The 23826-nt window shown below is 69.0% G+C and carries 24 protein-coding genes and 1 pseudogene; 19 read left to right on the top strand and 6 right to left on the bottom strand.

Translation table 11 applies throughout. The features are described from left to right. The first annotated feature begins 10 nt into the window (after positions 1 to 10). The 8 genes from ACODRX_RS14325 to msrQ all read left to right on the top strand — a co-directional run bounded on the left by ACODRX_RS14325 (position 11) and on the right by msrQ (position 7782). Entirely contained in the window at positions 11 to 664 is a 654-nt protein-coding gene (locus tag ACODRX_RS14325) for an amino acid ABC transporter permease (RefSeq protein WP_488872191.1), read from the top strand. Then, positions 645 to 1424, top strand: coding sequence for an amino acid ABC transporter ATP-binding protein (locus ACODRX_RS14320; RefSeq protein WP_488872190.1), 780 nt, complete (start codon positions 645 to 647; stop codon positions 1422 to 1424). Before ACODRX_RS14325 ends, ACODRX_RS14320 begins: the two co-directional genes overlap by 20 nt. Before the next feature lie 162 nt (positions 1425 to 1586). Next, a complete protein-coding gene (locus tag ACODRX_RS14315) occupies positions 1587 to 2066 on the top strand; it encodes a rhodanese-like domain-containing protein (protein WP_488872189.1) in 480 nt (159 codons plus the stop codon). Between the two features lie 15 nt (positions 2067 to 2081). Beyond that, complete coding sequence (gene epsC / locus ACODRX_RS14310; RefSeq protein ID WP_488872188.1) at positions 2082 to 3026, top strand: serine O-acetyltransferase EpsC; 945 nt, start codon at positions 2082 to 2084, stop codon at positions 3024 to 3026. A gap of 33 nt (positions 3027 to 3059) precedes the next feature. Then, complete coding sequence (locus ACODRX_RS14305) at positions 3060 to 4007, top strand: family 2A encapsulin nanocompartment shell protein (RefSeq protein WP_488872187.1); 948 nt, start codon at positions 3060 to 3062, stop codon at positions 4005 to 4007. 9 nt (positions 4008 to 4016) lie between these two features. Beyond that, positions 4017 to 5783: a family 2A encapsulin nanocompartment cargo protein cysteine desulfurase gene (locus ACODRX_RS14300; protein ID WP_488872186.1), complete on the top strand. Its 1767-nt coding sequence runs from the start codon at positions 4017 to 4019 to the stop codon at positions 5781 to 5783. 356 nt (positions 5784 to 6139) lie between these two features. Beyond that, positions 6140 to 7114, top strand: a complete 975-nt coding sequence (msrP, locus tag ACODRX_RS14295; protein WP_488872185.1) for a protein-methionine-sulfoxide reductase catalytic subunit MsrP — start codon at positions 6140 to 6142, stop codon at positions 7112 to 7114. Between the two features lie 68 nt (positions 7115 to 7182). Continuing rightward, a complete protein-coding gene (msrQ, locus tag ACODRX_RS14290) occupies positions 7183 to 7782 on the top strand; it encodes a protein-methionine-sulfoxide reductase heme-binding subunit MsrQ (protein ID WP_488872231.1) in 600 nt (199 codons plus the stop codon). A 14-nt stretch (positions 7783 to 7796) separates the two neighbouring features. Here msrQ and lptM read toward each other — a convergent pair whose 3' ends face one another. Continuing rightward, on the bottom strand, positions 7797 to 7970 hold the full coding sequence (gene lptM / locus ACODRX_RS14285; RefSeq protein ID WP_488872184.1) for an LPS translocon maturation chaperone LptM: 174 nt from the start codon (positions 7968 to 7970) through the stop codon (positions 7797 to 7799). 36 nt (positions 7971 to 8006) lie between these two features. Between lptM and cyaY the strand changes: the two genes are divergently transcribed. Next, complete coding sequence (cyaY, locus tag ACODRX_RS14280; RefSeq protein WP_488872183.1) at positions 8007 to 8339, top strand: iron donor protein CyaY; 333 nt, start codon at positions 8007 to 8009, stop codon at positions 8337 to 8339. 70 nt (positions 8340 to 8409) lie between these two features. Here cyaY and ACODRX_RS14275 read toward each other — a convergent pair whose 3' ends face one another. Then, the gene (locus tag ACODRX_RS14275; protein ID WP_488872182.1) at positions 8410 to 10770 is read right to left on the bottom strand and encodes a penicillin-binding protein 1A; all 2361 of its coding nucleotides are present in this window, start codon (positions 10768 to 10770) and stop codon (positions 8410 to 8412) included. Between the two features lie 220 nt (positions 10771 to 10990). On the opposite strand from ACODRX_RS14275, the gene pilM reads away from it, so the two are divergent. The 7 genes from pilM to ACODRX_RS14240 all read left to right on the top strand — a co-directional run bounded on the left by pilM (position 10991) and on the right by ACODRX_RS14240 (position 17227). Continuing rightward, the gene (gene pilM / locus ACODRX_RS14270) at positions 10991 to 12061 is read left to right on the top strand and encodes a type IV pilus assembly protein PilM (protein WP_488872181.1); all 1071 of its coding nucleotides are present in this window, start codon (positions 10991 to 10993) and stop codon (positions 12059 to 12061) included. Further along, positions 12058 to 12651, top strand: coding sequence for a PilN domain-containing protein (locus tag ACODRX_RS14265; RefSeq protein ID WP_488872180.1), 594 nt, complete (start codon positions 12058 to 12060; stop codon positions 12649 to 12651). The genes pilM and ACODRX_RS14265 overlap by 4 nt, the downstream gene beginning before the upstream one ends. After that, positions 12644 to 13735, top strand: a complete 1092-nt coding sequence (locus tag ACODRX_RS14260; RefSeq protein ID WP_488872179.1) for a pilus assembly protein PilP — start codon at positions 12644 to 12646, stop codon at positions 13733 to 13735. The genes ACODRX_RS14265 and ACODRX_RS14260 overlap by 8 nt, the downstream gene beginning before the upstream one ends. Continuing rightward, positions 13732 to 15816 carry a type IV pilus secretin PilQ gene (locus ACODRX_RS14255; RefSeq protein ID WP_488872178.1) on the top strand — a complete coding sequence of 695 codons (2085 nt, stop codon included), beginning with the start codon at positions 13732 to 13734 and terminating at the stop codon, positions 15814 to 15816. Before ACODRX_RS14260 ends, ACODRX_RS14255 begins: the two co-directional genes overlap by 4 nt. Positions 15817 to 15927: 111 nt before the next feature. Then, on the top strand, positions 15928 to 16257 hold the full coding sequence (locus ACODRX_RS14250) for a type II toxin-antitoxin system RelE/ParE family toxin (protein ID WP_488872177.1): 330 nt from the start codon (positions 15928 to 15930) through the stop codon (positions 16255 to 16257). After that, on the top strand, positions 16254 to 16595 hold the full coding sequence (locus ACODRX_RS14245) for an addiction module antidote protein (protein ID WP_488872176.1): 342 nt from the start codon (positions 16254 to 16256) through the stop codon (positions 16593 to 16595). The genes ACODRX_RS14250 and ACODRX_RS14245 overlap by 4 nt, the downstream gene beginning before the upstream one ends. A 104-nt stretch (positions 16596 to 16699) precedes the next feature. Further along, positions 16700 to 17227 (top strand): shikimate kinase, encoded by a 528-nt coding sequence (locus tag ACODRX_RS14240; protein ID WP_488872175.1) that lies wholly within the window; start codon positions 16700 to 16702, stop codon positions 17225 to 17227. A 213-nt stretch (positions 17228 to 17440) separates the two neighbouring features. Here the strand turns inward: ACODRX_RS14240 and ACODRX_RS14235 are convergent. Both ACODRX_RS14235 and radC read right to left on the bottom strand, forming a co-directional pair. Then, a pseudogene (locus ACODRX_RS14235) lies at positions 17441 to 18085 on the bottom strand (Smr/MutS family protein); the annotation flags it as partial. Further along, positions 18082 to 18777: a RadC family protein gene (radC, locus tag ACODRX_RS14230; protein ID WP_488872174.1), complete on the bottom strand. Its 696-nt coding sequence runs from the start codon at positions 18775 to 18777 to the stop codon at positions 18082 to 18084. The pseudogene ACODRX_RS14235 and the gene radC, both read right to left, overlap by 4 nt. A gap of 85 nt (positions 18778 to 18862) precedes the next feature. On the opposite strand from radC, the gene ACODRX_RS14225 reads away from it, so the two are divergent. The 3 genes from ACODRX_RS14225 (at position 18863) to serS (ending at position 21779) form a co-directional block, all read left to right on the top strand. Continuing rightward, positions 18863 to 19360: an FKBP-type peptidyl-prolyl cis-trans isomerase gene (locus tag ACODRX_RS14225; RefSeq protein ID WP_488872173.1), complete on the top strand. Its 498-nt coding sequence runs from the start codon at positions 18863 to 18865 to the stop codon at positions 19358 to 19360. Then, positions 19357 to 20340 (top strand): 4-hydroxy-3-methylbut-2-enyl diphosphate reductase, encoded by a 984-nt coding sequence (gene ispH / locus ACODRX_RS14220; RefSeq protein WP_488872172.1) that lies wholly within the window; start codon positions 19357 to 19359, stop codon positions 20338 to 20340. Before ACODRX_RS14225 ends, ispH begins: the two co-directional genes overlap by 4 nt. 122 nt (positions 20341 to 20462) lie before the next feature. After that, complete coding sequence (serS, locus tag ACODRX_RS14215; RefSeq protein WP_488872171.1) at positions 20463 to 21779, top strand: serine--tRNA ligase; 1317 nt, start codon at positions 20463 to 20465, stop codon at positions 21777 to 21779. Here serS and ACODRX_RS14210 read toward each other — a convergent pair. After that, positions 21769 to 22626, bottom strand: coding sequence for a citryl-CoA lyase (locus ACODRX_RS14210; protein WP_488872170.1), 858 nt, complete (start codon positions 22624 to 22626; stop codon positions 21769 to 21771). The genes serS and ACODRX_RS14210 overlap by 11 nt on opposite strands. Next, positions 22623 to 23825 (bottom strand): CaiB/BaiF CoA transferase family protein, encoded by a 1203-nt coding sequence (locus tag ACODRX_RS14205; protein WP_488872169.1) that lies wholly within the window; start codon positions 23823 to 23825, stop codon positions 22623 to 22625. Before ACODRX_RS14205 ends, ACODRX_RS14210 begins: the two co-directional genes overlap by 4 nt. Position 23826 lies beyond the last annotated feature (1 nt).

Genomic DNA, 23826 nt, shown 5'->3' with positions numbered 1-23826 from the left:
TTTTTGAAGTATGGACTACATACTCTCCCTTCTCGGGCCGCTGGCGCAGGGTGCGCTGGTCACGCTCAAGCTCTTCGTCATCACGCTGGCGCTGTCGGTGCCGCTGGGCCTGGCGCTGGCATTGGCGCGCATCTCGCGCGCGCGCGTGCTGAGCCAGGCGGTGGGCGGCTATATCTGGCTGATGCGCGGCACGCCGCTGATGCTGCAGATGCTGTTCATCTACTTCGCGCTGCCCTTCGTGCCGGTGGTCGGCGTGCGCCTGCCGGACTTTCCGGCGGCGGTGGTGGCCTTCGCGCTCAACTATGCGGCCTACTTCGCCGAGATCTTCCGCGCCGGCATCCAGTCGGTGGACCGGGGCCAGTACGAGGGCGCCAAGGTGCTGGGCTTCAGCTATGGCCAGACCATGCGCCGCATCGTGCTGCCGCAGATGGTGCGCACCATATTGCCGCCGATGAGCAACGAAACCATCACGCTGGTCAAGGACACCTCGCTGATCTACGTGCTGGCGCTCAACGACCTGCTGCGCGCCGCGCGCGGCATCGTGCAGCGCGATTTCACCACCACGCCGTTCGTGGTGGCGGCAGCCTTTTATCTGGTGATGACCCTGGTGCTGACCTGGGGCTTCCACCGCCTGGAAAAACGCTATGCAAAATACGACGCCTGACGACGCGATGATCCAGGCGCGGGACATCCGCAAGTCCTTCGGCGGCCATGAGGTGCTCAAGGGCGTGTCGCTGCGCGTGGCCAGGGGCGAGGTGGTGGCGGTGATCGGCCCCTCGGGCTCGGGCAAGAGCACCTTCCTGCGCTGCCTGAACCATCTGGAGGTGATCGACTCCGGCTCGGTGCTGGTCGAGGGCGCGGCGCTGGCCAGCACCGATGCGCAGGGCGTCTGCCAGTACGCGCCGGATGCCGAGCTGCGCGCCATCCTGCGCCGCATGGGCATGGTGTTCCAGTCGTTCAACCTGTTCCCGCACCTGACGGTGCTGCAGAACATCATCGAGGCGCCGATGGTCGTCAAGGGCTTGCGGCGCGACGCCATCGTGCCCCGGGCCGAGGAGCTGCTGCGCAAGGTGGGCCTGCTGGAGAAGGCGAACAGCTATCCCGCGCGCCTGTCGGGCGGCCAGAAGCAGCGCGTGGCGATTGCCCGGGCGCTGGCGATGGAGCCCGACATCATGCTGTTCGACGAGCCCACCTCGGCGCTCGACCCCGAGCTGACCGGCGAGGTGCTGCGCACCATGCGCCAGCTGGCCGAGGAGCGCATGACCATGGTGGTGGTGACCCACGAGATGGGCTTCGCGCGCGAGGTGGCCCACACCGTGGCCTTCATGGACCAGGGCGAGCTGATCGAGGCCCGGCCGGCGCAGGCTTTTTTTGCGCAGTGCAGCCATCCGCGCATCCAGGCGTTTTTGAACAACATGCTCTGATCGCCAGCGCTCCGCGCCCCTGGCCGCCACCGCAGACGGGGCGGCCATATCTGTTTTTGTAATACCTAAGCCGGTTTTTCTTCCTTCGCCGGCGGGTTGCTCCTTTCTACAGTGGTGTCCATGGACGGCATGTGCCGCCGCCACCGCAAAAAAGGAGTACCGATGTCAGCCGAAGCCACCGAAGTCAAGCTCGCCCCCGCGCTGGAACAGGCCTGGAGCCAGGCCCAGGAGCACCAGCTGGGCTATGCGGGGGGAGTGTCGCCGCAGCAGGCCTGGGCACTGGTGCAGGCGGGCGACGCGGTGCTGGTCGACGTGCGCACCGCCGAGGAGCGCAGCTTCGTCGGCCATGTGCCGCAGAGCCTGCACGTGGCCTGGGCCACCGGCACCGCGCTCACGCGCAACCCGCGCTTCGTGCGCGAGCTCGAGGCCAAGCTCGCCGCCTGGGGCGGCAAGGAGGCGGTGGCGCTGCTGCTGTGCCGCTCGGGCAAGCGCTCGGTGGCAGCGGCCAAGGCTGCCGCGCAAGCCGGGTTCGCGCATGTCTTCAATGTGCTCGAAGGCTTCGAGGGCGAGCTGGACGAGCTGCAGCACCGCGGCGGCATCGACGGTTGGCGCTTGCGCGGCCTGCCCTGGGTGCAGGGCTGATCCGGGGGCGATGCCATGTCGGACTACCATATCGACCACATCGTGGGCGAGCTGCGCGCGGCGCGCCACGAATGGCGCGACGCCCAGGGCCGCGCCCGCGACCCCGCGGCGCGCGAGCTGCCGTCCAAGGAGGCGGTGCGCACCATCACCCGGCAGCTGGCGGGGGCGCTGTTTCCCATGCGGCTGGGGCCGGAAGACCTGCACCCCGAGAGCGAGGATTTCTACGTGGGCGCCACGCTCGGCGCCGCGCTGCGCAGCCTGTACCGCCAGGCGCGGCTGGAGATCGCCTTCCATGCGCGCCACCAGGGCCTGAACGAGCAGGAGCTGCATGCCCGCGCCGACGCGGCGGTGCAGGCGCTGGCGCGGCAGCTGCCGCAGATTCGCCGGCTGCTGGACAGCGATGTGCTGGCCGCCTACCGCGGCGATCCGGCCGCGCAGGGGGTGGACGAGATCCTGCTGTCCTACCCCGGCGTGCACGCCATGGTGCACCACCGCATCGCGCATGTGCTCTACCTGCATGGCCTGCGCCTGCTGGCGCGGCTGATCGCGGAGCTGGCGCACAGCGGCACGGGCATCGACATCCATCCCGGCGCGGAGATCGGCGCCGGCTTCTTCATCGACCATGGCACTGGCGTGGTGATCGGCGAGACCTGCCGCATCGGCCGCGACGTGCGCATCTACCAGGCGGTCACGCTGGGCGCGCGGCGTTTCGAGACCGACGAGGCCGGCAACCTGCGCAAGGGCGAGCCCCGCCACCCCATCGTCGAGGACGAGGTGGTCATCTATGCGGGCGCCACCATCCTGGGCCGCGTCACGCTGGGCCGGGGCGCGGTGATCGGCGGCAACGTCTGGGTGACCGAGAGCGTGCCGCCCGGCGCCAGCGTATCGCAGGCCTCGCTGCGCCACGAGGTGCGCAAGCCGGCCAGCCCGCTCGCACCGGCGCTGGCGCCCAGCCACTGAGTTTTTCCATCCACCACAGAAAACGGAGTCTTTATGAGTGCAACGGTAGGCGGTACCACCGCATTGGGCGACAACGCGGCGCGGCAGTTGGCGAATGCCACCAAGACGGCGCCCCAGCTGGCCACGATCAGCCCGCGCTGGCTCACGCACCTGCTGCAATGGGTGCCGGTGGAGGCGGGCATCTACCGGGTCAACCAGGTCAGGAACCCCGAGGCCATCAAGGTCACCTGCACCGCCAAGGAGTCCGAGAACCAGCTGCCGCGCACCTTCGTCGACTACGACGAGAAGCCGCGCGAATACTTCCTGAACGCGGTCTCCACGGTGCTTGACGTGCACACGCGCATCTCCGACCTCTACAGCAGCCCGCACGACCAGATCAAGGAGCAGCTGCGCCTGACCATCGAGACCATCAAGGAGAACCAGGAAAGCGAGCTGATCAACAACCCCGACTACGGCCTGCTGGCCCAGGTGGCGGAAGAGCAGCGCATCTTCCCGCTCAATACCTCCAATGGCGCGCCCACGCCCGACGACCTGGACGAGCTGCTCACCAAGGTCTGGAAGGAGCCGGCCTTCTTCCTCGCGCATCCGCTGGCGATTGCCGCCTTCGGCCGCGAGGCCACGCGCCGCGGTACGCCGCCGCCCACGGTGAGCCTGTTCGGCTCGCAGTTCATCACCTGGCGCGGCATTCCGCTGATCCCCAGCAACAAGGTGCCGGTGGCCGACGGCAAGAGCAAGATCCTGCTGCTGCGCGTGGGCGACCGCCGCCAGGGCGTGGTGGGCCTGTTCCAGCCAGGGCTGCCGGGCGAGCAAAGCCCCGGACTGTCGGTGCGCTTCATGGGCATCAACAACCATGCGATCGCGTCGTACCTGATCTCGCTGTACTGCTCGCTGGCGGTGCTCACGCCCGATGCCATCGCGGTGCTGGACGAGGTGGAGGTCAACCGCTACCACGACTATTCCGCCCTCGATACCTACAAGTAAGGAGCCGCCTTGACCGCCATCGCATCCGAGCCGCTGCAGCCCAGCGCGCCGATCAACCCCGCCGAGCTGGCGCAACTGGCCAATGCACTCCTGCGCGCCCTGCCGGGCGAGGCTCCGGCGGGCGTGCAGCCGCCCAGCCAGCTGGCGCCGCCCGGCTCGCCGCTGGCCAGCCCCGTGGGGCTGGCGCCCAACGTGCCGGGCAACCCCATTCCCCTGGGCCAGGTGCCGGGCGCCAACCTGCTGCCCAGCTCGCATGCGCCGGTGCTGGCGCTGGGCAACCGCGCGCCGCTGGCCGTGCCCGATGCGGTGGCCGGCAACGGCGTGCCCGACAAGGCATTTTCCACGCTGCCGGGCTACGAGCCGCGCCTGGGCGGGCTGACGCAGGGGGGGCCGGGGGGAGCTGGGGCGCCTGGAGTGTGGGGCCAGGCGCTGCCCACCTCCGGCGCGCCGCAGTTCTACTTCGTCGATGCGGTGCGGCTGCCCGATGGCCATGTCACGCCGGCCAAGGCCTATCCGCCGGGTGCGCAGCCAGCGGCCGAGCGCGGGCGCGCCGCCGGCTTCGACGTGCATGCGGTGCGGCGCGACTTTCCCATCCTGGCCGAGCGCGTCAACGGCAAGCCGCTGGTGTGGCTGGACAATGCCGCCACCACGCACAAGCCGCGCCAGGTGATAGAGCGCATCCGCCACTTCTACGAGCACGAGAACTCCAACATCCACCGCGCCGCGCACGAACTGGCGGCGCGCGCCACCGATGCCTACGAGCATGCACGCGAGGTGGTGCGCCGCTTCATCAACGCGCCCGAGGCGCGCGAGGTGATCTTCGTGCGCGGCACCACCGAGGCGATCAACCTGGTGGCGCAGAGCTGGGGCGGGCACAACCTGGGCGCGGGCGACGAGATCATCGTCAGTCACCTGGAGCACCATGCCAACATCGTGCCGTGGCAGCAGCTGGCGCAGGCCAAGGGGGCGAAGCTGCGCGTGATTCCGGTCGACGACCAGGGCCAGGTGCGGCTCGATGAATACCACAAGCTGCTGAACGAGCGCACGAAGATCGTCGCCATCGGCCATGTCTCCAACGTGCTCGGCACCGTGGTGCCGGTCAAGGAGATCGTCTCCATCGCCCGGGGCCGCGGCATCGCCACCCTGGTGGATGGCGCGCAGTCCATCGCCCACACGCCGGTGGACGTGCAGGACATCGGGGCCGACTTCTTCGTCTTCTCGGGCCACAAGATCTTCGCGCCCACCGGCATCGGCGTGCTCTGGGGCCGCCGCGAGGTGCTGGAGGCGATGCCGCCCTGGCAGGGCGGCGGCAACATGATCGCCGATGTGACCTTCGAGAAGACCCGGTACCAGCCGCTGCCCAACACCTTCGAGGCCGGCACCGGCAACATCGCCGACGCGGTCGGCCTGGGCGCGGCGCTGGAGTATGTGGAGCGCATCGGCATCGGGAACATCAGCCGCTACGAGCATGCGCTGGTGGACTACGGCATGCAGCAGCTCGGCGCGCTGCCCGGGCTGAGGCTGATTGGCACCGTGCCGGGCAAGGCCAGCGTGCTGTCGTTCACGCTCGATGGCTACAGCACCGACGAGGTGGGGCAGGCGCTCAATGCCGAGGGCATCGCGGTGCGCACCGGCCACCACTGCGCCCAGCCCATTCTGCGCCGCTTCGGCGTGGAGACCGCGGTGCGCCCGTCGCTCGCGTTCTACAACACCTTCGACGAGATCGACCAGCTGGTGGCGGTGGTGCGGCGCCTGGCCTACGCGCGCAAGGGCTAGGGCCTGTTCACACCAATACGGGGATCGCGTTGAGTCCTCTTGGGATGGGCTGCAAGGCGCTGGCCCGCAGCAAGCTAGGCAGCTTGCAAGGGACAGCAACGCAGCAGAGCGCCCAAGAGGGCTCAACCCTTCGGGCAAGTGCGGCAGGGCCGCCACTGCGTCGTTGCGCTCCTTGTGCGGGTGGGCACACGCACGGCGTCGCGTGCCTAGCATTGACAGCCCTGTCGGGCTTGCGCGACCCCGTATTGGTGTGAACAGGCCCTAGCGAAGCTTTTGTTATAAAAAGTTGAATCCTGTGCCGGTGCGGGTATCTTATGGTGATGGTGTTCCGGCGGTCGCCGGTGTAAAGGACCATCATGCTGATACAGACATCGTCGTCGGGCTTCGTGCATCCCCGCTCCAGCGAAATCACGCCGCAGGCCGTCTACCTGCGCCGCCGGGCCTATTTGCAGGCCATGGCTGGCGCCGGGCTGCTGGCGGCGGCCGGCGGCGCCTGGGCCAAGGAGGGCGAGGCGCCGAGGCCCCTGGCGGCGGTGAAGTCGGCGCTGCCCGGCGCGCTCACCATGGAGCCCGCCACCGCGCTCAAGGACGCGACCAGCTACAACAACTTCTACGAGTTCGGCCTGGACAAGTCCGACCCGGCCCGCTATGCGCACACGCTGCCCACCACGCCCTGGGCGGTGGCGGTGGAGGGGCTGGCGCACAAGCCCCGGGTATTCAGCCTCGAAGAGCTGCTCAAGCTCAGCCCGCAGGAGGAGCGCATCTACCGCCTGCGCTGCGTGGAAGGCTGGTCGATGGTGATTCCGTGGATCGGCTATTCACTGTCCAGGCTGCTGGCCCAGGTCGAGCCCATGGGCAGCGCCAAGTATGTGGAGTTCGTCACGCTGGCCGATGCCAAGGCCATGCCCGGCATCCGCAGCTCGGTGCTGGACTGGCCCTACACCGAGGGGCTGCGCATGGACGAGGCCATGCACCCGCTCACGCTGCTCGCGTTCGGCATGTACGGCAGCGAGCTGCCCAAGCAAAACGGCGCGCCGGTGCGCATGGTGGTGCCGTGGAAGTATGGCTTCAAGAGCGCCAAGAGCATCGTCAAGATCAGGCTGCTCGACAAGCAGCCGCCCACCGCCTGGAACAAGGCCGCGCGCAATGAATACGGCTTTTATTCGAATGTGAACCCCGACGTGCCGCACCCGCGCTGGAGCCAGGAGAGCGAGCGCCGCATCGGCGAGGGCGGCCTGTTCGCGAAGAAGCGCAAGACCTTGCTGTTCAACGGCTACGAGGCCCAGGTGGGGCAGCTGTACGCGGGCATGGACCTGCGCAAGAACTACTAGCGGAAACGGCTGGGGGAATCGTCGTGGCAAGCGCGAACAGTTCTGCCATCAATGGCAAATCATCCCTGCTGCCCGGGCTGCGGCGCCAGTCCGCGCTGCGGCTGGCCCTGCACCTGCTGTGCTGCCTGCCGCTGGCCTGGCTGGTCTGGCTGGCGGCGAGCGACGGCCTGGGTGCGAACCCGGCTGAGGCCCTGATCCGCGGCCTGGGCCTGTGGGCGCTGCGCTTCGTGTGCATCGCGCTGGCAGTGACGCCGCTGCGCCAGCTGCTGCACTGGAACCTGCTGGCGCGCTACCGGCGCATGCTGGGCCTGTATGCGTTTGCCTATGCCAGCGCGCACTGGCTGGCCTATGTGGTGTTCGACATGGGGCTGGACTGGGGCGATATCCTGGCCGACCTGGGCAAGCGCCCCTTCATCCTGCTGGGCACGCTGGCCTGGCTGGTGTTGCTGGTGCTGGCCGTCACCTCGATCCCGCGGCTGATCCGCGCCATGGGCGGCAAGCGCTGGCAGCGCCTGCACCGCGCCGTCTATGGCATGGCGGTGCTGGCGCTGGTGCATTTCCTGTGGATGCGCGAGGGCAAGAACAACCTCGCGGACGTATGGTTCTATGCGGCCATCGTTGCCGCGCTGCTGCTGTGGCGCGTGGTGCAGCGCTTTCGCGGACGCTAACCGTTGGCGCCGGCTCAGCGCTGCGGCGCGGGGGCGAGATCCGGCTCGGGCCGGTCGGCGCTGGGGTCCAGCGTCTGCGGCAGGCTGGCGCGGCTGGCCGCTGCGGGCTCGGTGGGATGGTACAGCGGGCCTTTCTGCCCGCAGCCGGCCAGCACTGCCGCAATGCCACCAAGGGCAATGGTTCTCACTAGAATTTGGGGCATTCTCAACATCAGCGCATTGTAATGAACGATTTGGACTACCTGGACGCCGCGGAAAAGCTCCTGCTCGCAGTGGAGCAGTGCTGCGACCGCATCAACGAGGACACCGATGCGGACATCGACAGCCAGCGCGTGGGCGGCATGGTGACGTTGACCTTCGCCAACCGCAGCCAGATCGTGGTGAACCTGCAAAAGCCGCTGCACGAGGTGTGGATGGCGGCCCAGTCCGGCGGCTACCACTACAAATACGACGGCCAGTGCTGGCGCGACACCAAGGCCGGCAGCGAGTTCTTCGCCGATCTGACGCGCGATGCCTCCAGGCAGGCGGGGCAGCGCCTGGAGTTCACCGCCGCCTGAGCTGCGCCAGGCCAAAGCAAAGCCGGGCAGGGCCCGGCTTGGTCGTTGGCGCTTTGCAGACGAAGCGGTATCAGTTCCTGAACAGGTCCAGGATCTTGTTGCGCTCCTCGGGCGCGGGTGGCGGCACCGACGAGGCGGGGGCACTGTCCAGCCCCACGCTGGCCACGCCGCCGCGGGCGTATTCCTCGTAGTACCACTCGCCGCCGGCATTGACCACGCCGGGCGGCGCCGTGGGCTGGGTGACCGGCACGCCCTTGAGCGCATGGCTCATGAAGCTGATCCACACCGGCAGGCTCAGCCCGCCGCCGGTCTCGCGGCTGCCCAGGTTGCGCGGCGTGTCGTAGCCGATCCAGGTGATGGCCACCAGCGTAGGCTGGTAGCCGGCGAACCAGGCGTCCATCGCATCGTTGGTGGTGCCGGTCTTGCCGTAGATGTCGGGGCGCTTGAGCATGGCCTGGGCCCGCGCCGCGGTGCCGCTGCGGGCCACTTCCTGCAGCATCGAGCCCATGATGAAGGCGTTGCGCGCATCGATCGCGCGGGGCAGCTCGCTTGGGGGTGGCGCGGTGAATTCGGACAGCACCCGGCCGCGGTAGTCGGTGATCTTGGCGATCAGGTACGGGTTGACCCGCAAGCCGCCGTTGGCGAACACCGAATATGCCGCCGCCATCTGCATCGGGGTGACCGAGCCCGCGCCCAGCGCCATCGGCAGGTAGGGCGGGTGCTTGTCGGCATCGAAGCCGAAGCGGGTGATCCATTCCTGCGCGCGCTTGGGCCCCACGGCCTGCATGATGCGCACGGTGGCCAGGTTCTTGGACTTGGCCAGCGCGGTGCGCATGGTCATCGGGCCGTCGAAGCGGCCGTCGTAGTTCTTGGGCTCCCAGGGCTGGCTGCCGGTGGAGCCGGGGAAGGAGATGGGCGCGTCGTTGATGATGGTGGCCGGGGTGAAGCCTTTTTCCAGCGCCGCCGAGTAGATGAAGGGCTTGAAGCTCGATCCCGGCTGGCGCCAGGCCTGCGTCACATGGTTGAACTTGTTCTTGTCGAAGTCGAAGCCGCCGACCAGGGCCTTGATCGCGCCGGTGGCCGGGTCCATGGCCACGAAGGCGCCCTCCACCTCGGGCAGCTGGGTGATTTCCCAGGTCTTCTTCGCGGTCTCCATGATGCGCACCACCGCGCCGGGGCGCAGCTTCAGGTTGGGCGGGGCCTTGTCGCTCAGGCCCGACTGCGCGGGCTTGAGCCCATCGCCGGTGATCTCGATCGGGTCGCCGTCCGAGCGGGTGACCACCAGCTTGCGCGGCGTGGCCGACAGCACCACGGCGGACAGGATGTTGCCGTTGTCGGGGCGCTGCGCCAGCACCTCGTCGATGGCATCGTCGCGCTCCTGCGGGTCCTGGGGCAGGTTGATGAACTTTTCCGGCCCGCGGTAGTGCTGGCGCTTCTCATAGTTCATGATGCCGTCGCGCAGCGCATCGTAGGCCGCGTTCTGGTCGCTGGCGACCAGGGTGGTGTAGACGTTGAGGCCGCGGGTGTAGGCCTCGCTGCCGTACTGGGCAAAGATCAGCTGGCGCGCCATCTCGGCCACGTATTCGGCATGCACCTGGTTGTCGGCATAGCTGGAGCGCAGGTGCAGCGGCTCGCCGCGGGCCTTTTCGGCCTCGGCGTGCGAGATGAAGCCGTTTTCCTCCATGCGCTCGATGATGTACAGCTGGCGGATGCGGGCGCGCTTGGGGTTGCTGATGGGGTTGTAGGCCGAGGGGGCCTTGGGCAGGCCGGCCAGCATGGCGGCTTCGGCCACCGAGATGTCCTTGAGCGGCTTGCCGAAATAGGTTTCCGAGGCCGCCGAGAAGCCGTAGGCGCGGTTGCCCAGGTAGATCTGGTTCATGTAGATTTCCAGGATCTGGTTCTTGGTCAGCGAGTGTTCGAGCTTGAGCGTCAGCAGGATTTCGTAGATCTTGCGGGTATAGGTCTTCTCCGACGACAGGTAGACGTTGCGCGCCACCTGCATGGTGATGGTGGATGCGCCCTGGCTCTTGACCCGGCCCAGGTTGGCCAGCACCGCGCGCAGCATGCCCTTGTAGTCCACGCCGCTGTGCTCGAAGAAGCGCGTGTCCTCGATGGCCAGCACCGCATCGACCATCACCTTGGGGATCTCGGCGATCGGCGTGAGGTTGCGGCGCTCTTCGCCAAACTCGCCCAGCAGCGCGCCTTCGGACGAGTAGACCCGCATCGGCAGCTTGGGGCGGTAGTCGGCCAGCTGCGATACGTCGGGCAGGTTCGGGTAGGCCATGGCCAGCCCCACGCCCACGACCAGCACCGCGGCCAGCGCGCAGCCGGCCAGCAGGCCGGCCAGTGTTGCGAAGAATTTGAGAATCTTGCCCCCGAGCGATGCGCTGGGCTTGGAGGACTTGCGGGGATTGGCCTTGTCGGTGGTCATCGTGTCAGGCCGTCTGGGGATGCGTGCATAAGGGGCGCATGCTATCACGTCGGCATGAATTGCGAGCCCGGCGCGGCGTAACCCAATGATTCTTACCAATTTAGCCGCCCGGCGCAGATACAGATCGTAGCGTATTGCTTTGCTTGCGGCCAGGCATGCTGATAGCATGCCGCTGGAGTGGGGTTTTCAATAAAAACAGATAGATAGAGAGGGGGAGACCATGATGTCGCTGTTTCAGCGGCAGCCACCGGCGTTGCTTGGCATCGATGTGGGCACCACCAGCATCAAGCTGGTGGAGCTTGCGCGCGGCACTGGCGGCCGCTGCACCGTGCTGCATTGCGCGCAGGCGCCGCTGGAGCCGGGCTGGGTGAGCGGCGCCGGCATCGAGCGCTTCGACGAGGTGGCGGATGCCTTGCGCCGGCTGGTCGGCAAAAGCGGCAGCCGCACTCGGCGGGCGGCGCTGGCGCTGCCGCGCTCGGCGGTCATCCAGCGGCGGGCCACGCTGCCCGCTGGCCTGTCCGAGCTGGAAATGGAGTTCCAGGCCGAGTCCGAGGCCAGCCAATACCTGCCGTTTTCGCTGGACGAGGTGGCGCTCGACTACTGCGTCATCGGGCCTGCCGCAGGCGTGGCGGGCGAGGTGGAGGTGTTGATCGCCGCCGCCCGCAAGGAGATGGTCGAGGACCGCCAGGGCCTGGCCGAGGCCGCGGGGCTGCGGCCGGTCGCGATCGAACTCGAATCCAATGCCTCGGCCCTGGCCGCGCAGCGCCTGATCGGCCGGCTGCCGCACCAGGGCCGCGATGCGCTGGTGGCGCTGGTGGATATCGGCGGGCGGGCCGCTTCCCTGCAGGTGCTGCGCAACGGCGAGCTGCTCCACGAGCGCGACCAGGCGTTCAGCGGCGGCCAGCTGACGCGCATGATCATGCGCCGCTACGGCTGGTCCGAGCAGGAGGCGGAGCAAAGAAAGCGCGGCGCCGGCCTGCCGCCGGACTATGGGGCGGCCGTGCTGCGCCCGTTCGTCGAGACCGTTGCCGAGCAGCTGCGGCGCGCGCTGCGGCTCTTCTTCAGCGGCACGCCCTACCGCCGGATCGACCAGGTCCTGCTCGCGGGCGGCGGCGCCGCACTCGGCGGCCTGGCGCCGGCCATCGCCCGGGCCACCGGGCTGCCCGCCGCGGTGGCCAATCCGTTCGACGGCATGGCGCTGCGCGGCGCGCCGGGCAATCGCCGCGGCGATGCGGGCAGCGCCAGCTATCTGACGGCCTGCGGCCTGGCCTTGCGCAGGTTTGCCGCATGATCCTCATCAATCTGCTGCCCCACCGCGAGCGGGCCCGGCGCAGGCGCCAGCAAGCCTTCAAGCTGGCCCTGGCGGGCGCCGCCTTGGGCGGCCTGCTGGGCAGCGCGGGCATGGATCTCGCCTACCGGCACCAGATTGGCCGGCAGCAGGCGCGCAACGCGCATCTGGGCGCGGAAATCGAGGCGCTGGATGCCAGGGTGGCCGGCATCGCCCGGATCGGCCAGGAGATCGCCGCGCTGCGCGCCCGCCAGCAAGCGGTGGAGGATGTGCAGGCCGAGCGCAACCTGCCCGTGCAGCTGCTCAACCAGCTGGCGCTGCGGCTGCCCGAAGGCATCTACCTGGACAGCGTGAAGCAGGCCGGGCAAACCGTGCAGATCCGCGGCGTGGCGCAATCCAGCGAACGGGTGTCGCAGCTGCTGGACGGGCTGGCCAGCGGCGCGCCCTGGCTGTCCCGGCCCGAGCTGGTGGAGCTGGTGGAGGTGGAGAAGCTAGAGCGGGGGACGGCGCGGGCCGGCTTCAGCCTGCGCATGCAGCTGTTGCGCGCCGGCGAATCCGGGCCGCTTCGCAAGCCGGAGGACTCCCGTGGCTAGCGGCGGGCCTGCCCAGCGCTGGGCGTGGCTGGTCCAGCAGCAGTTCGCCAGGCTGGACCGCAACGATCCCTCGGCCTGGCCGGCGCTGCCCCGGGCGCTGGTGCTGGCGCTGACGGCCGCCGCGGTTATCGCCCTGGCCTGGCTGGCGCACCTGGGCGATCTTGCGGCCAGCCTGCAGGCCGGGCGGGCGCAGGCAGCCGAGCTGCAGCAACGCTGTCGCGAGCACGCACGCCAGGCCGCGCCGCTCGAAGCGCTGCAAGCGCAGCGCGAGCAGGCCTGGCGCCAGGTGCGGCAGCTGGAGGAGCAGCTGCCGGGCAGGGCGGAAATGGCCGCGCTGCTGTCCGGCATCACCCAGGCCGGCAGGGGGCGCGGCCTGCAGTTCGAGCTTTTCCGGCCGGGGCAGGAGCTGCTCGGGCAGCACCATGCAGAGCTGCCGATCGCCATCCGGGTCCACGGCAAATACCACGATCTCGCAGGGTTCGCGGCGGATATCGCCAGGCTGCCCCGCATCGTCGCCCTCGCCGATCTGTCCCTGGCGCCGGGCGCCAGGGACAGCGGCATGCTCACCATGGAAGCCTCGGTGCGCGCTTTTCGCCATCTGGACGAGCAAGAGCGCGCCCGCCAGCAGGCCGCCGCCGCAAGCTCCACCGGGCCGGCCATGCCTGTCCTGCCCACTTCATCCATCCCGCCTATCGATCCACCCAGGGAATTCCGGCCGCAAGACTATCGGGCCGCGCAGGCGCCGGACCCTTTCAGCCCACAGCGCCTGGCGGGGCCGCCGCACGGCCGCGCAGCCGCGGGGTTGCCGGCCGCGCCGCGTCCGCGCAAAGCGCAGCCGCTGGAAGCCTATCCGCTGGACAGCTTCTCCATGGTGGGCTATCTGGACAAGCGCGGCAGCCGCGTGGCCCTGGTGCGGCACGGCGGGCTGATCCACCAGGTGGCCGAGGGCATGCACATGGGCCAGAACCACGGCAAGGTGATCCAGATTGCCGAGCACGCGCTGAGCCTGCGCGAGACCGTGCAGAATAGCCTGGGCGAATGGGTGCACCGGGAGGCAGTGCTGCCGCTGCAGGAGGCCAGATGACGAAGCGTGCCAAGCTGCGGACCCGCGTGGCCTGGATGGCCTTGCTGGCCATGCCGCTGTTGCCGGCCCAGGCGCTGGCGGCGGAGATCACCCGCATTGCCGCCAGCCTGCGCGATGGCGTGGACCTGGTCAGGATCGAAACCGACGGCCGGTTGCTGGAAAAGCCGCAGGGCTTTTTCATCGACGACCCGCCCCGGGTGGTGCTGGACCTGCCGGGTTACCGCAATGCGCTGGGGGCCGGCAGGATCGAGGTCAACCGGGGCAATCTGCGCTCCATCCAGGTGGCGCAGGCCGGCTCTAGGGCGCGCATCGTGCTCAACCTGAAGAACAGCGCCGGCTTTGCCATCGGCATCGAGGGCGGCGATCTGCTGGTCTCGCTGCAGGGCGCGGAAAGCGCCAGCCCCGACGCACCGCCGGTGGACGAGCTCGCCGGCCTGGATTTCCGGCGCGGCGCCGACGGCGCCGGCCGGCTGATCCTGGCGCTGCCCCATGACCGCGCCGCCGTGAGCATCGCCCGGCAGGCCGGCGGCCTGGTGCTGGATCTGCCGCAGGTCGCGCTGCCGCAGCGCCTGCGGCGCCGGCTCGACGTGGGGGATTTCGGCACGCCGGTGCGCATGGTCAGTGCCACCCGGGGTGCAGCGGGCACGCGCATCGAGCTGGACAACAGCGGCGAATGGGAGCACAGCGCCTACCAGCGCGATGCACAGTTCGTGGTGGAGGTGCGCCAGCGGCGCGTCGACCCCCATCGCCTGGAGGCGGGCGGCTCGTTCAGCGGCGAGAGGCTGTCGCTGAACTTCCAGGACATCGAGGTCCGCGCGCTGCTGCAGGTGATCGCCGATTTCACAGGCTTCAACATCGTGGCCTCGGATACGGTCGGCGGCTCGCTGACGCTGCGGCTCAAGCAGGTTCCCTGGGACCAGGCGCTGCAGATCGTGCTCGATGCGAAAAGCCTGGGCATGCGCAGATCGGGCAACGTGCTGTGGATTGCGCCCAGGGACGAGATCGACGCGCGCCTGCAGAAAGAGCTGGACGCCGCCGCCAAGGTCGCCGAGAAGCAGCCGCTGCAGACCGAGGCGTTCCAGCTGAACTATGCCAAGGCGGCGGCGCTGGCGCGGCAGCTGGCGGGCGAGGGCGCGGCCGGCCGCGGCCGCTTTCTTTCGCCGCGGGGCTCGGTCATGGCCGAGCCCCGGACGAACCAGATCTTCGTCACCGATATCGCGCCGAAGATCGAGGAGTTCAGGAAGCTGCTCGCCAGGCTGGACATCCCGGTGCGCCAGGTGATGATAGAGGCGCGCATCGTCGAGGCCCGCGACACCTTCGGCCGCGCCCTGGGCGTGCGCCTGGGCGGTGCCGACCTGCGGGCCAACCGCGGCGGCGAAGGCGGCCATGGCATCGGCGGCGGCAACCGCATCGCCTTCGGCACCAGCTACGACAATGCGGTGGCCAGCAGCGGCATGGGCGGCAGCACCAGCAGCAGCGGCCATTTCGTGAACCTGCCGGCGATGCTGTCGGGCGCGCCCGCCGCCGGAACCTTTGCCCTGTCCATCTTCAATGCGGCGGCCAACCGCTTCCTGTCGCTGGAGCTGTCGGCCATGGAGGCGGATGGCAAGGGCAAGATCATCTCCAGCCCGCGCCTGATCACCGCCGACCAGACCAAGGCCTTGATCGAGCAGGGCACGGAAATTCCCTATACCTCGTCCGCCCAGAACGGCGCCACGACCGTGGAGTTCAAGAAGGCGGTGCTGAAGCTGGAGGTGACGCCGCAGATCACGCCCGAGGGCGGCATCATCCTCGAGCTGGACGTGGCCAAGGACTCCAGGGGCACGGATACCGCAATGGGCGTGCCCGCCATCGACACCAAGCACATCAAGACCCAGGTGCTGGTGGAAAACGGCGGCACCGTGGTGATCGGCGGCATCTTCGAGATGCAGGAAACCCAGTCCAGCAACAAGATACCGCTGCTGGGCGACTTGCCAGTGCTCGGCCATTTGTTCAGGAGCGAGACCCGCGAATCGGAAAAGCGGGAGATGCTGGTGTTCATCACGCCCAAGATGATTTCCGAGCGGGGGAGTCTTGAATAGGAGGGGGCATGAGAGAGCATAAGACACGACAGGCGGTGCCGACCCTGGCACATGCGCCCACTACGCTGCAATCACATGATTGTGATTTATAAGTTACAATGGGTGTGAGCCATGATGCTGATCCATGTACGGCGATACCAGCAAGTGGATGGGGCGGTTCCTCTGACCGAATGGCTGGCCAATCTGCGGGATGCCCGGGTTCGGGCCAAGCTCGAAATCCGATTTCGTCGAGTGTCCTTGGGCATCCTGGGGGACATCAAGGCGGTTGGCGAAGGCGTTCTGGAGTTGCGTGAGGACATTGGCCCCGGCTATCGCGTGTATCTCGGCCGGCATGGCGCGGAGCTGGTCATCCTGCTGTGTGGCGGCGACAAACGCTCGCAGGATGCAGACATCAAACGGGCCAAGGAATATTGGCTTGATTGGAAACGGAGAAGCACATGAGCAATCGCAGGCATGCTGCCTCGGTCTCCCATAGCGAAGCTACCATTGCCGAGCTGCGTGCCGATCGAGGCTTTGCGCTGGAGTACCTGAAATCCGCGCTCGAAGCGCTGGACGGCCCGGAGCATCGCGCCGTCGGCCTGCTCGCGCTGCGCGATGTGGCCGAGGCCTATGGCGGGTTGGCGGCGGTCGCCCAGGAGGCGGGCATCGCCCGCGAAGCGCTCTACAAGGCCCTGTCGCCAACGGGGAACCCGACGCTCAAGACGCTGCTTGCTGTGCTGCATGCGCTGGGCATGCGCTTGTCCGTTGCGCCGGCTGAGCCCGCAGTGCCGCAAGCCTGAGTAGGGGTGCAGCACGACCCCTCGCGGGCCCCGGCCGTGCCGGCTTTTCCCGGGCCGGCCCGCATAGCCCCTATCATCGGGGCTTGGCCTTTTCTCGAATCCCCATGCTTCCCATCATCACCCTCATCGGCCTGCCGGGCTGCGGCAAGTCCACCGTCGGACGCCAGCTGGCCCGCAAGTGGCGGCTGCCATTCGTCGATTCGGACCACGCGATCGAGGATGCGCTGGGGGGCTCGATCCGCAGCTATTTCGAGAGCCATGGCGAGAGCGCCTTCCGCGATGTGGAGACCGATGTGCTGCGCAGCCTGCTGCTGCAGCAGCAGGGCTGCGTGCTGTCGACCGGCGGCGGCGCGGTGCTGCGCGAGGAGAACCGGCGCCTGCTGCACGAGCAAAGCACGGTGTTCTACCTGCAGGCCGCGCCGGAAGACATCGCCCGGCGCCTGCGCCACGATACGACGCGGCCGCTGATGCAGGGCGCCGACCCGCTCGTCCGGCTGAAGGAGCTGCTGGCGCAGCGCGCGCCGCTGTACCAGGAGACCGCGCACTTCGTGATCGACACCGGGCGCCTGAATACCTCGCAGACGGTGCGCAAGGTGGCGATGCAGGCCGAGCTGGCGGGAATGCTGCCGTAGGCAGCAGCCGCCAAGGCCGGGGCGGGCCTGCGCTCAATGCGCCGCGCCGGGCTTGCGCCGGGCGGATGCCAGCTGCCGGGCCAGGGCCCGGGCCTGGCTGGCCAGGCGGGCTTGGGCCGCATCGGTGGCTGCAGTGGCCGTGGCGCTGGGCGTATCCGGCGGCTCGCCGCTGCTTTCGGCCAGGCGCCGCGCGGCTTCGCCGGCCGGCAGTGCCGGGCGCAGCAGGACCACCAGCGCGCCGGCGCCGCCTTCGGCCGGGCGGGCCTGCACAAAGGCCAGCACCTCGTTTTTCTGCACCAGCCAGCCGTGCACGCGGCTCTTGAGCACCGGCGTGCGGCCGGGCGAGCCCAGGCCCTTGCCGTGCACCACGCGCACGCAGCGCAGCCCGTGGCGGTGGGCCTGGCGGATGAAGGCGCCGAGCTGGTCGCGGGCCTCGTCGGTGCGCAGGCCGTGCAGGTCGATCTGGCGCTGGATGCTCCAGTGCCCGGCGCGCAGCTTGTGCACCACGTCGCGGCCTATGCCGGGGCGGCGAAAGCTGAGCTGGTCGTCGGTGTCGAGCAGGGTGCTGGCGTCGAAGGCGTCGCTCATGCTTTCCTGCAGCGCGCGCTCCTCGTCCAGCCAGTGCTGCAGCGGCAGGGGCTCGGGCGGCTCGGCGGCCAGCCGCGCCCGGTTGGCGTGGCGCAGCGGGCGCACCGCGCCGACCGCGCGGCGAAACAGCTGGCGGTCGCGCTCGGCCTGGGCCAGCGCGGCCTCGCGCTGCTGCTGGCGCAGCTTTTTCTCGGCGGCGGCGCGCTGCTGCTGGGCGCCCAGGGCCTGGCGCAGCTGGCGCAGGTCGCGCAGCGTGGCGGGCCGGCTCACAGCAGGCCTTCCTGCGCCATCGACAGCGCGGCGCCCGGCGCGACGATCACATGGTCGAGCACGCGCACATCCACCAGCGCCAGCGCCGAGCGCAGGGTCTGGGTCAGCTGCCGGTCGGCCGCGCTGGGCTGCACCTGGCCGCTGGGGTGGTTGTGGGCCAGGATCAGGGCCGCGCTGTGGTGGTGCAGCGCGCGCAGGACGACTTCGCGCGGGTAGACGCTGGTGTGGGTGAGCGTGCCGCGAAACAGCTCTTCGAGCGCGATCAGCCGGTGCTGCGCATCGAGGAACAGCACCGCGAATACTTCGTGCGCGCGGTGCGCCAGGTGCAGCTGCACATAGGTCTTGACGGTGTCGACGCCGTCCAGCACCGGGCGCTGGCGCAACTGCTCGGCCATGGCGCGGCGGGCCAGCTCTAGCACGGCCATGAGCTCGGCGCGCTTGGCCGGGCCCAGGCCCTTGATGCTGCTGAGATCCGCCAGGCTGGCCTGCAGCAGCCCGGCGATGCCGCCAAAGCCCGCGCTGCCCTGGGCCTCGCCGCGCGGCGCCAGCAGCTCGGCGGCCAGCTGCAGCACGCCCTTGCCGGCCATGCCGGTGCGCAGCAGGATGGCCAGCAGCTCGGCATCGCTGAGCGCGCCGGGGCCGCGGGCCAGCAGCTTTTCGCGCGGGCGGGCTTGCGGGGGGAGTTGCTTCATGGAAACGTCTTGGGCCTATCGCAGAGGCAATGCGTAGGGGAATGCCCAGGCTTTTTACAATAGCGGCCAGTTTATAGGGATTTTCATGACAAGCTCGACGGCCTTTGTTTCGCCCGTTTCGCCCGACGCGCCGGTGGTGCAAGCCGGCTCGTTCCTCACGCTGCACTACCGCATGGCCGGGCCGGCCGGCGATGTGATCAACACCTTTGAGGGCAAGCCGGCCACGCTGTCGCTGGGCGCGGGCGAGCTGTCGCCCGCGGTGGAGCAGTGCCTGATCGGCCTGCCCGAGGGCGCGCATACCAGTTTCGAGATTCCCGCGGGCCAGGCCTTCGGCGAGCGCAACCCCGACATGCAGCAGTGGGTGGCGCGCAAGCTGCTCGACGAGCTGGGCGATCCGCACGAGCAGTACCTGGCCGGCGACGTGGTGCAGTTTCCCACGCCTGACGGCACGGGCACCTATGCGGGCGTGGTGCAGCAGGTGCGCAATGGGGCAGGGGGCGACGGCGCGGTGCTGTTCGACTTCAACCACCCGCTGGCCGGCCAGCCGGTGACCTTCGAGGTCAAGCTGATCGGGGTGCTATGAGCGAGCCCCAGGACATCGTGCTGGCCGAGCCGCGCGGTTTCTGCGCGGGGGTGGACCGGGCGATCGAGATCGTCGAGCGGGCGATAGAGAAGTTCGGCGCGCCGATCTACGTGCGCCACGAGATCGTGCACAACACCTTCGTGGTCAACGATCTCAAGGCCAAGGGCGCGATCTTCATCGAGGACCTGGCCGAGGTGCCGCCCGGCGCGACGCTGATCTTCTCGGCCCACGGCGTGAGCAAGGCGGTACAGGCCGAGGCGGCAGCGCGCGGCTTTCAGGTGTTCGACGCCACCTGCCCGCTGGTGACCAAGGTGCATGTCGAGGTCGCCAAGCTGGCCAAGGAGGGCTACGAGTTCATCATGATCGGCCACAAGGGCCATCCCGAGGTCGAGGGCACGATGGGGCAGCTTTCCGCCGGCATCCACCTGGTCGAGGACGTGGCCGACGTGGCCCGCGTGCTGCCCGCGCAGACCGAGCGGCTGGCCGTGGTGACGCAGACCACCTTGAGCGTGGACGACGCGGCCGAGATCACCGCCGCGGTGAAGGCGCGCTTTCCGCGCATCCGCGAGCCCAAGCAGCAGGATATCTGCTATGCCACGCAGAACCGCCAGGACGCGGTCAAGCTGATGAGCCCGCAGGTCGACCTGGTGATCGTGGTCGGCAGCCCCACCAGCTCCAACAGCAACCGGCTGCGCGAGCTGGCGGTCAAGCTGGGCACGCCGGGCTATATGGTGGACAGCGCCGACGAGATAAAGCCGCAGTGGTTCGAGGGCGCCGCGCGCGTGGGGCTCACCGCCGGCGCCTCGGCGCCCGAGGTGCTGGTGCAGCAGGTGATCGACCGGCTCAAGGCGCTGGGCGCGGTGTCGGTGCGCAAGATGGACGGCATCCAGGAAACCGTCAAGTTCCCGCTGCCCAAGGGCTTGAAGATCGATGTCGGCGGGCTGCAGATCGCGGCCCGATCCCCGGAGACGGGGCGCTGAATCGATAAACCCTATTTTGATAGCTGCTGGCGCTTGGTATACAAGCAAATGCAGGTGATTTCATATTGAAAATGGCGTATACCATGCGCCAGATGCTATAAAAAACTTCAAAGGCTTTCTCCATGCTCGATATTCTGTTGCTTCGCAAAGACCTGGATTCGGTGGTCGCGCGCCTGCAAACGCGCAAGAATCCCCAGTCCTTCCTGGATGTGGCGGCGTTCACGGCGCTGGAGGCCGAGCGCAAGACCATCCAGACCCGCACCGAGGAGCTGCAAAGCCGGCGCAACCAACTGTCCAAGCAGATCGGCGCGCTGATGGGCAAGGGCGAGAAAGACGCCGCCGAGGCCGCCAAGGCCGAGGTCAACCAGATGAAGGCCGAGCTCGATGGCTCCGCCGCGCGGCTGGAGCAGATCCAGGCCGAGCTGGCCGCGATGCTGGCCGCCGTGCCCAACCTGCCGCACGAGAGCGTGCCGGTGGGGGCCGACGAGGCGGCCAACGTCGAGGTGCGCCAGTGGGGCACGCCGCGCCAGTTCGACTTCGAGGTCAAGGACCATGTGGACGTGGGCGCGCCGCTGGGGCTGGATTTCGACGCCGGCACCAAGATCACCGGCTCGCGCTTCACGGTCATGAAGCACCAGATCGCGCGCCTGCACCGGGCACTGGCCCAGCTCATGCTCGACCTGCAGACCGAGGCGCACGGCTATACCGAGTGCTACGTGCCCTATATCGTCAACAGCGATTCGCTCAAGGGCACGGGCCAGCTGCCCAAGTTCGAGGGCGATTTGTTCGCGGCCAAGAAGGGCGGGCAGGACGCCGAGCCGGTGCCCGACAACGCGGCGCTGTACCTGATTCCCACGGCCGAGGTGCCGCTCACCAACCTGGTGCGCGACACCGTGCTGGCGGAGGACGAGCTGCCCATCAAGCTCACCGCCCACAGCCCGTGCTTTCGCTCCGAGGCCGGCAGCTACGGCCGCGACACCCGCGGCATGATCCGCCAGCACCAGTTCGACAAGGTCGAGATGGTGCAGGTGGTGCACCCCGAGCGCAGCTACGAGGCGCTGGAGGAGATGACCCGCCATGCCGAGCAGGTGCTGCAAAAGCTCGGCCTGCCGTACCGCGTGGTGCTGCTGTCCACCGGCGACATGGGCTTTGGCGCCGCCAAGACCTATGACCTGGAAGTGTGGCTGCCGGCGCAGAACACCTATCGCGAGATCAGCTCGGTCAGCAACTGCGAGGCCTTCCAGGCCCGGCGCATGCAGGCGCGCTTCAAGAATGCGCAGGGCAAGAACGAGCTGGTGCACACGCTCAACGGTTCGGGCCTGGCGGTGGGCCGCTGCCTGGTGGCGGTGCTGGAGAACTACCAGAACGCCGACGGCTCGGTGACCGTGCCCGAGCCGCTGCGCCGCTACATGGGCGGCCAGGCGGTGCTCAAGGCGTAGCGGGCGTGCCGCGCCCGGGCAGCTCGCGCGGGCCCGGGCCGTCGTAGCTCCAGAGGTATTCGCGCGGGATCGGCCCTTTGTTGCGCCCGCCCTGGCCGCTTTGCTCCCAGGCATGGGCCAGGATACCCACGGAGCGCGACAGGCAGAACAGCCCGCGCGCCAGCGGGGCCGCAAAGCCCAGCTCCGCATAGATCACCGCGGTCGCGCCGTCGATGTTCATCGGGATGCGCCGCCCGCCCTTGCGCGCCGCCAGCTCATCCTCCACCGCGCGCCCGATGGCCGCGAAGCGGCCGCCGACCACGCCCTGGCGCGCCGCCGCGTCGACCAGCTCCAGCAGGCGCGGCGCGCGCGGGTCCACCGGGTGGAAGCGGTGGCCGAAGCCCGAGACGAACTTGCCATGCAGCTCGACGGCCTGCTCCAGGCCGGCGCGCACCGCATCCGGCAGCGCCGCGCCCCCGTCCTGCAGCGCGGCAATGTGCTCGTACATGGCCACGGCCTGCTCGCCGGCGCCGCCGTGCACGTCGCCTAGCACGTTCACCGCCGAGGCCATGGCATTGTTCAGCCCCACGCCGCAGGTCGCGGCCATGCGCGCGATCGCGATGCTGGGCGCCTGCGGGCCGTGGTCGACCGCCGCCATCAGCGCCGCATCGAGCAGCCGGCCCTGGCCCTCGGTCGGCAGCTCGCCGCGCGTCATCAGCCAGATCATCTGCGCGAAGCTCAGCTTGCCGATCAGCTCCTCGATGGCATAGCCGCGGTAGCGGATCATGCCCGGGCGCATCTCGATGATCGAGGTGCGCCACCAGTCGCTCACGCCCTGCTGCACTGCTTCTACGGTCCTGCCAGTCATACTGCCTGCTCCTGTTTCAACGAGTCGATGTCTGCCGCGCCATAGCCCAGGTCCGCGAGGACCTCGTCGGTATGCTGGCCCAGCTGCGGCGGCGGCGAGGCGACCGAGGGGGCCTCGCCGTTGAGCTTGAAGCCGGTGCGCAGCAGGCGCACGTCGCGCCCCACGCCCGGCACGTTCTCGTAGGTGGCTACCATGCCGCGCGTGGCGATCTGCGGCGTCTGCAGCACCTGCGGCACCGAATAGACCGGGCCGGCCGGCACGCCCGCGGCGTTGAGCGCCTGCCACCAGTGCTCGGTCGAGCCCTGCTGCATCGCCTGCTCCAGCAGGGCCTTGAGCGCGTCGCGGTTTTTCAGGCGCGCGAAGCGGTCGGCGAAGCGCTCGTCGCCGGCCCACTCGGGATGGCCCAGCACCTGGCAGACGGCCTCGAACTGCTCCTGCTTGTTGGCCGCGATGTTGAGCAGCCCGTCGCCCGTCCTGAAGGTGCCCGAGGGGCTGGCGGTGACGTTGTCGTTGCCCATGGGGGCCGGCTCGCGGCCCGCGACCAGGTAGTTGGACACCGCCCAGCCCATGGTCGCCATGGTGGCCTCCAGCATCGACACGTCGATGAACACGCCTGCGCTGCGCTGGCGGTCGGCCAGCGCGGCGGCCACCGCGAAGGCGGCGGTCATGCCGCCGATGGTGTCGGCTATCGGATAGCCCACGCGCAGCGGGGCGCAGTCCTCGGTGCCGGTGATGCTCATCACGCCCGCCATGCCCTGGATGATCTGGTCGTAGGCCGGCAGGTCGCGCAGCGGGCCCGACTGGCCGAAGCCCGAGATCGCGCAGTAGACCAGCCGGGGATTGGCCTCGCGCAGCGCCTCGTAGCCCAGGCCCAGCCGGTCCATCACGCCGGGGCGGAAGTTCTCCACCACCACGTCGGCCGTGCGCACCAGGCGGCGGAACACCTCCTTGGCCCGGGGCTTCTTCAGGTCCAGGGTGATCGAGCGCTTGCCTGGGTTCTGCGCCAGGAAGGAAACCCCCATGTTGCCGCGGTTGAGCTCCACGTCCGCACCCAGCTGCCGCGCCAGGTCGCCGCACAGCCGGGCCTCGACCTTGATCACGTCGGCGCCCATGTGCGCCAGCTGGTGGCAGCAGAACGGGCCGGCGAGCACATTGGTGAGATCGAGGACGCGCACGCCTTTCAGAGGTTGGATGGCCATG

Source organism: Comamonas sp. FG99 (assembly GCF_057808605.1).
Note: the sequence above shows the minus strand (reverse complement) of the source record. Positions and strands in the feature narration are given on the sequence as shown.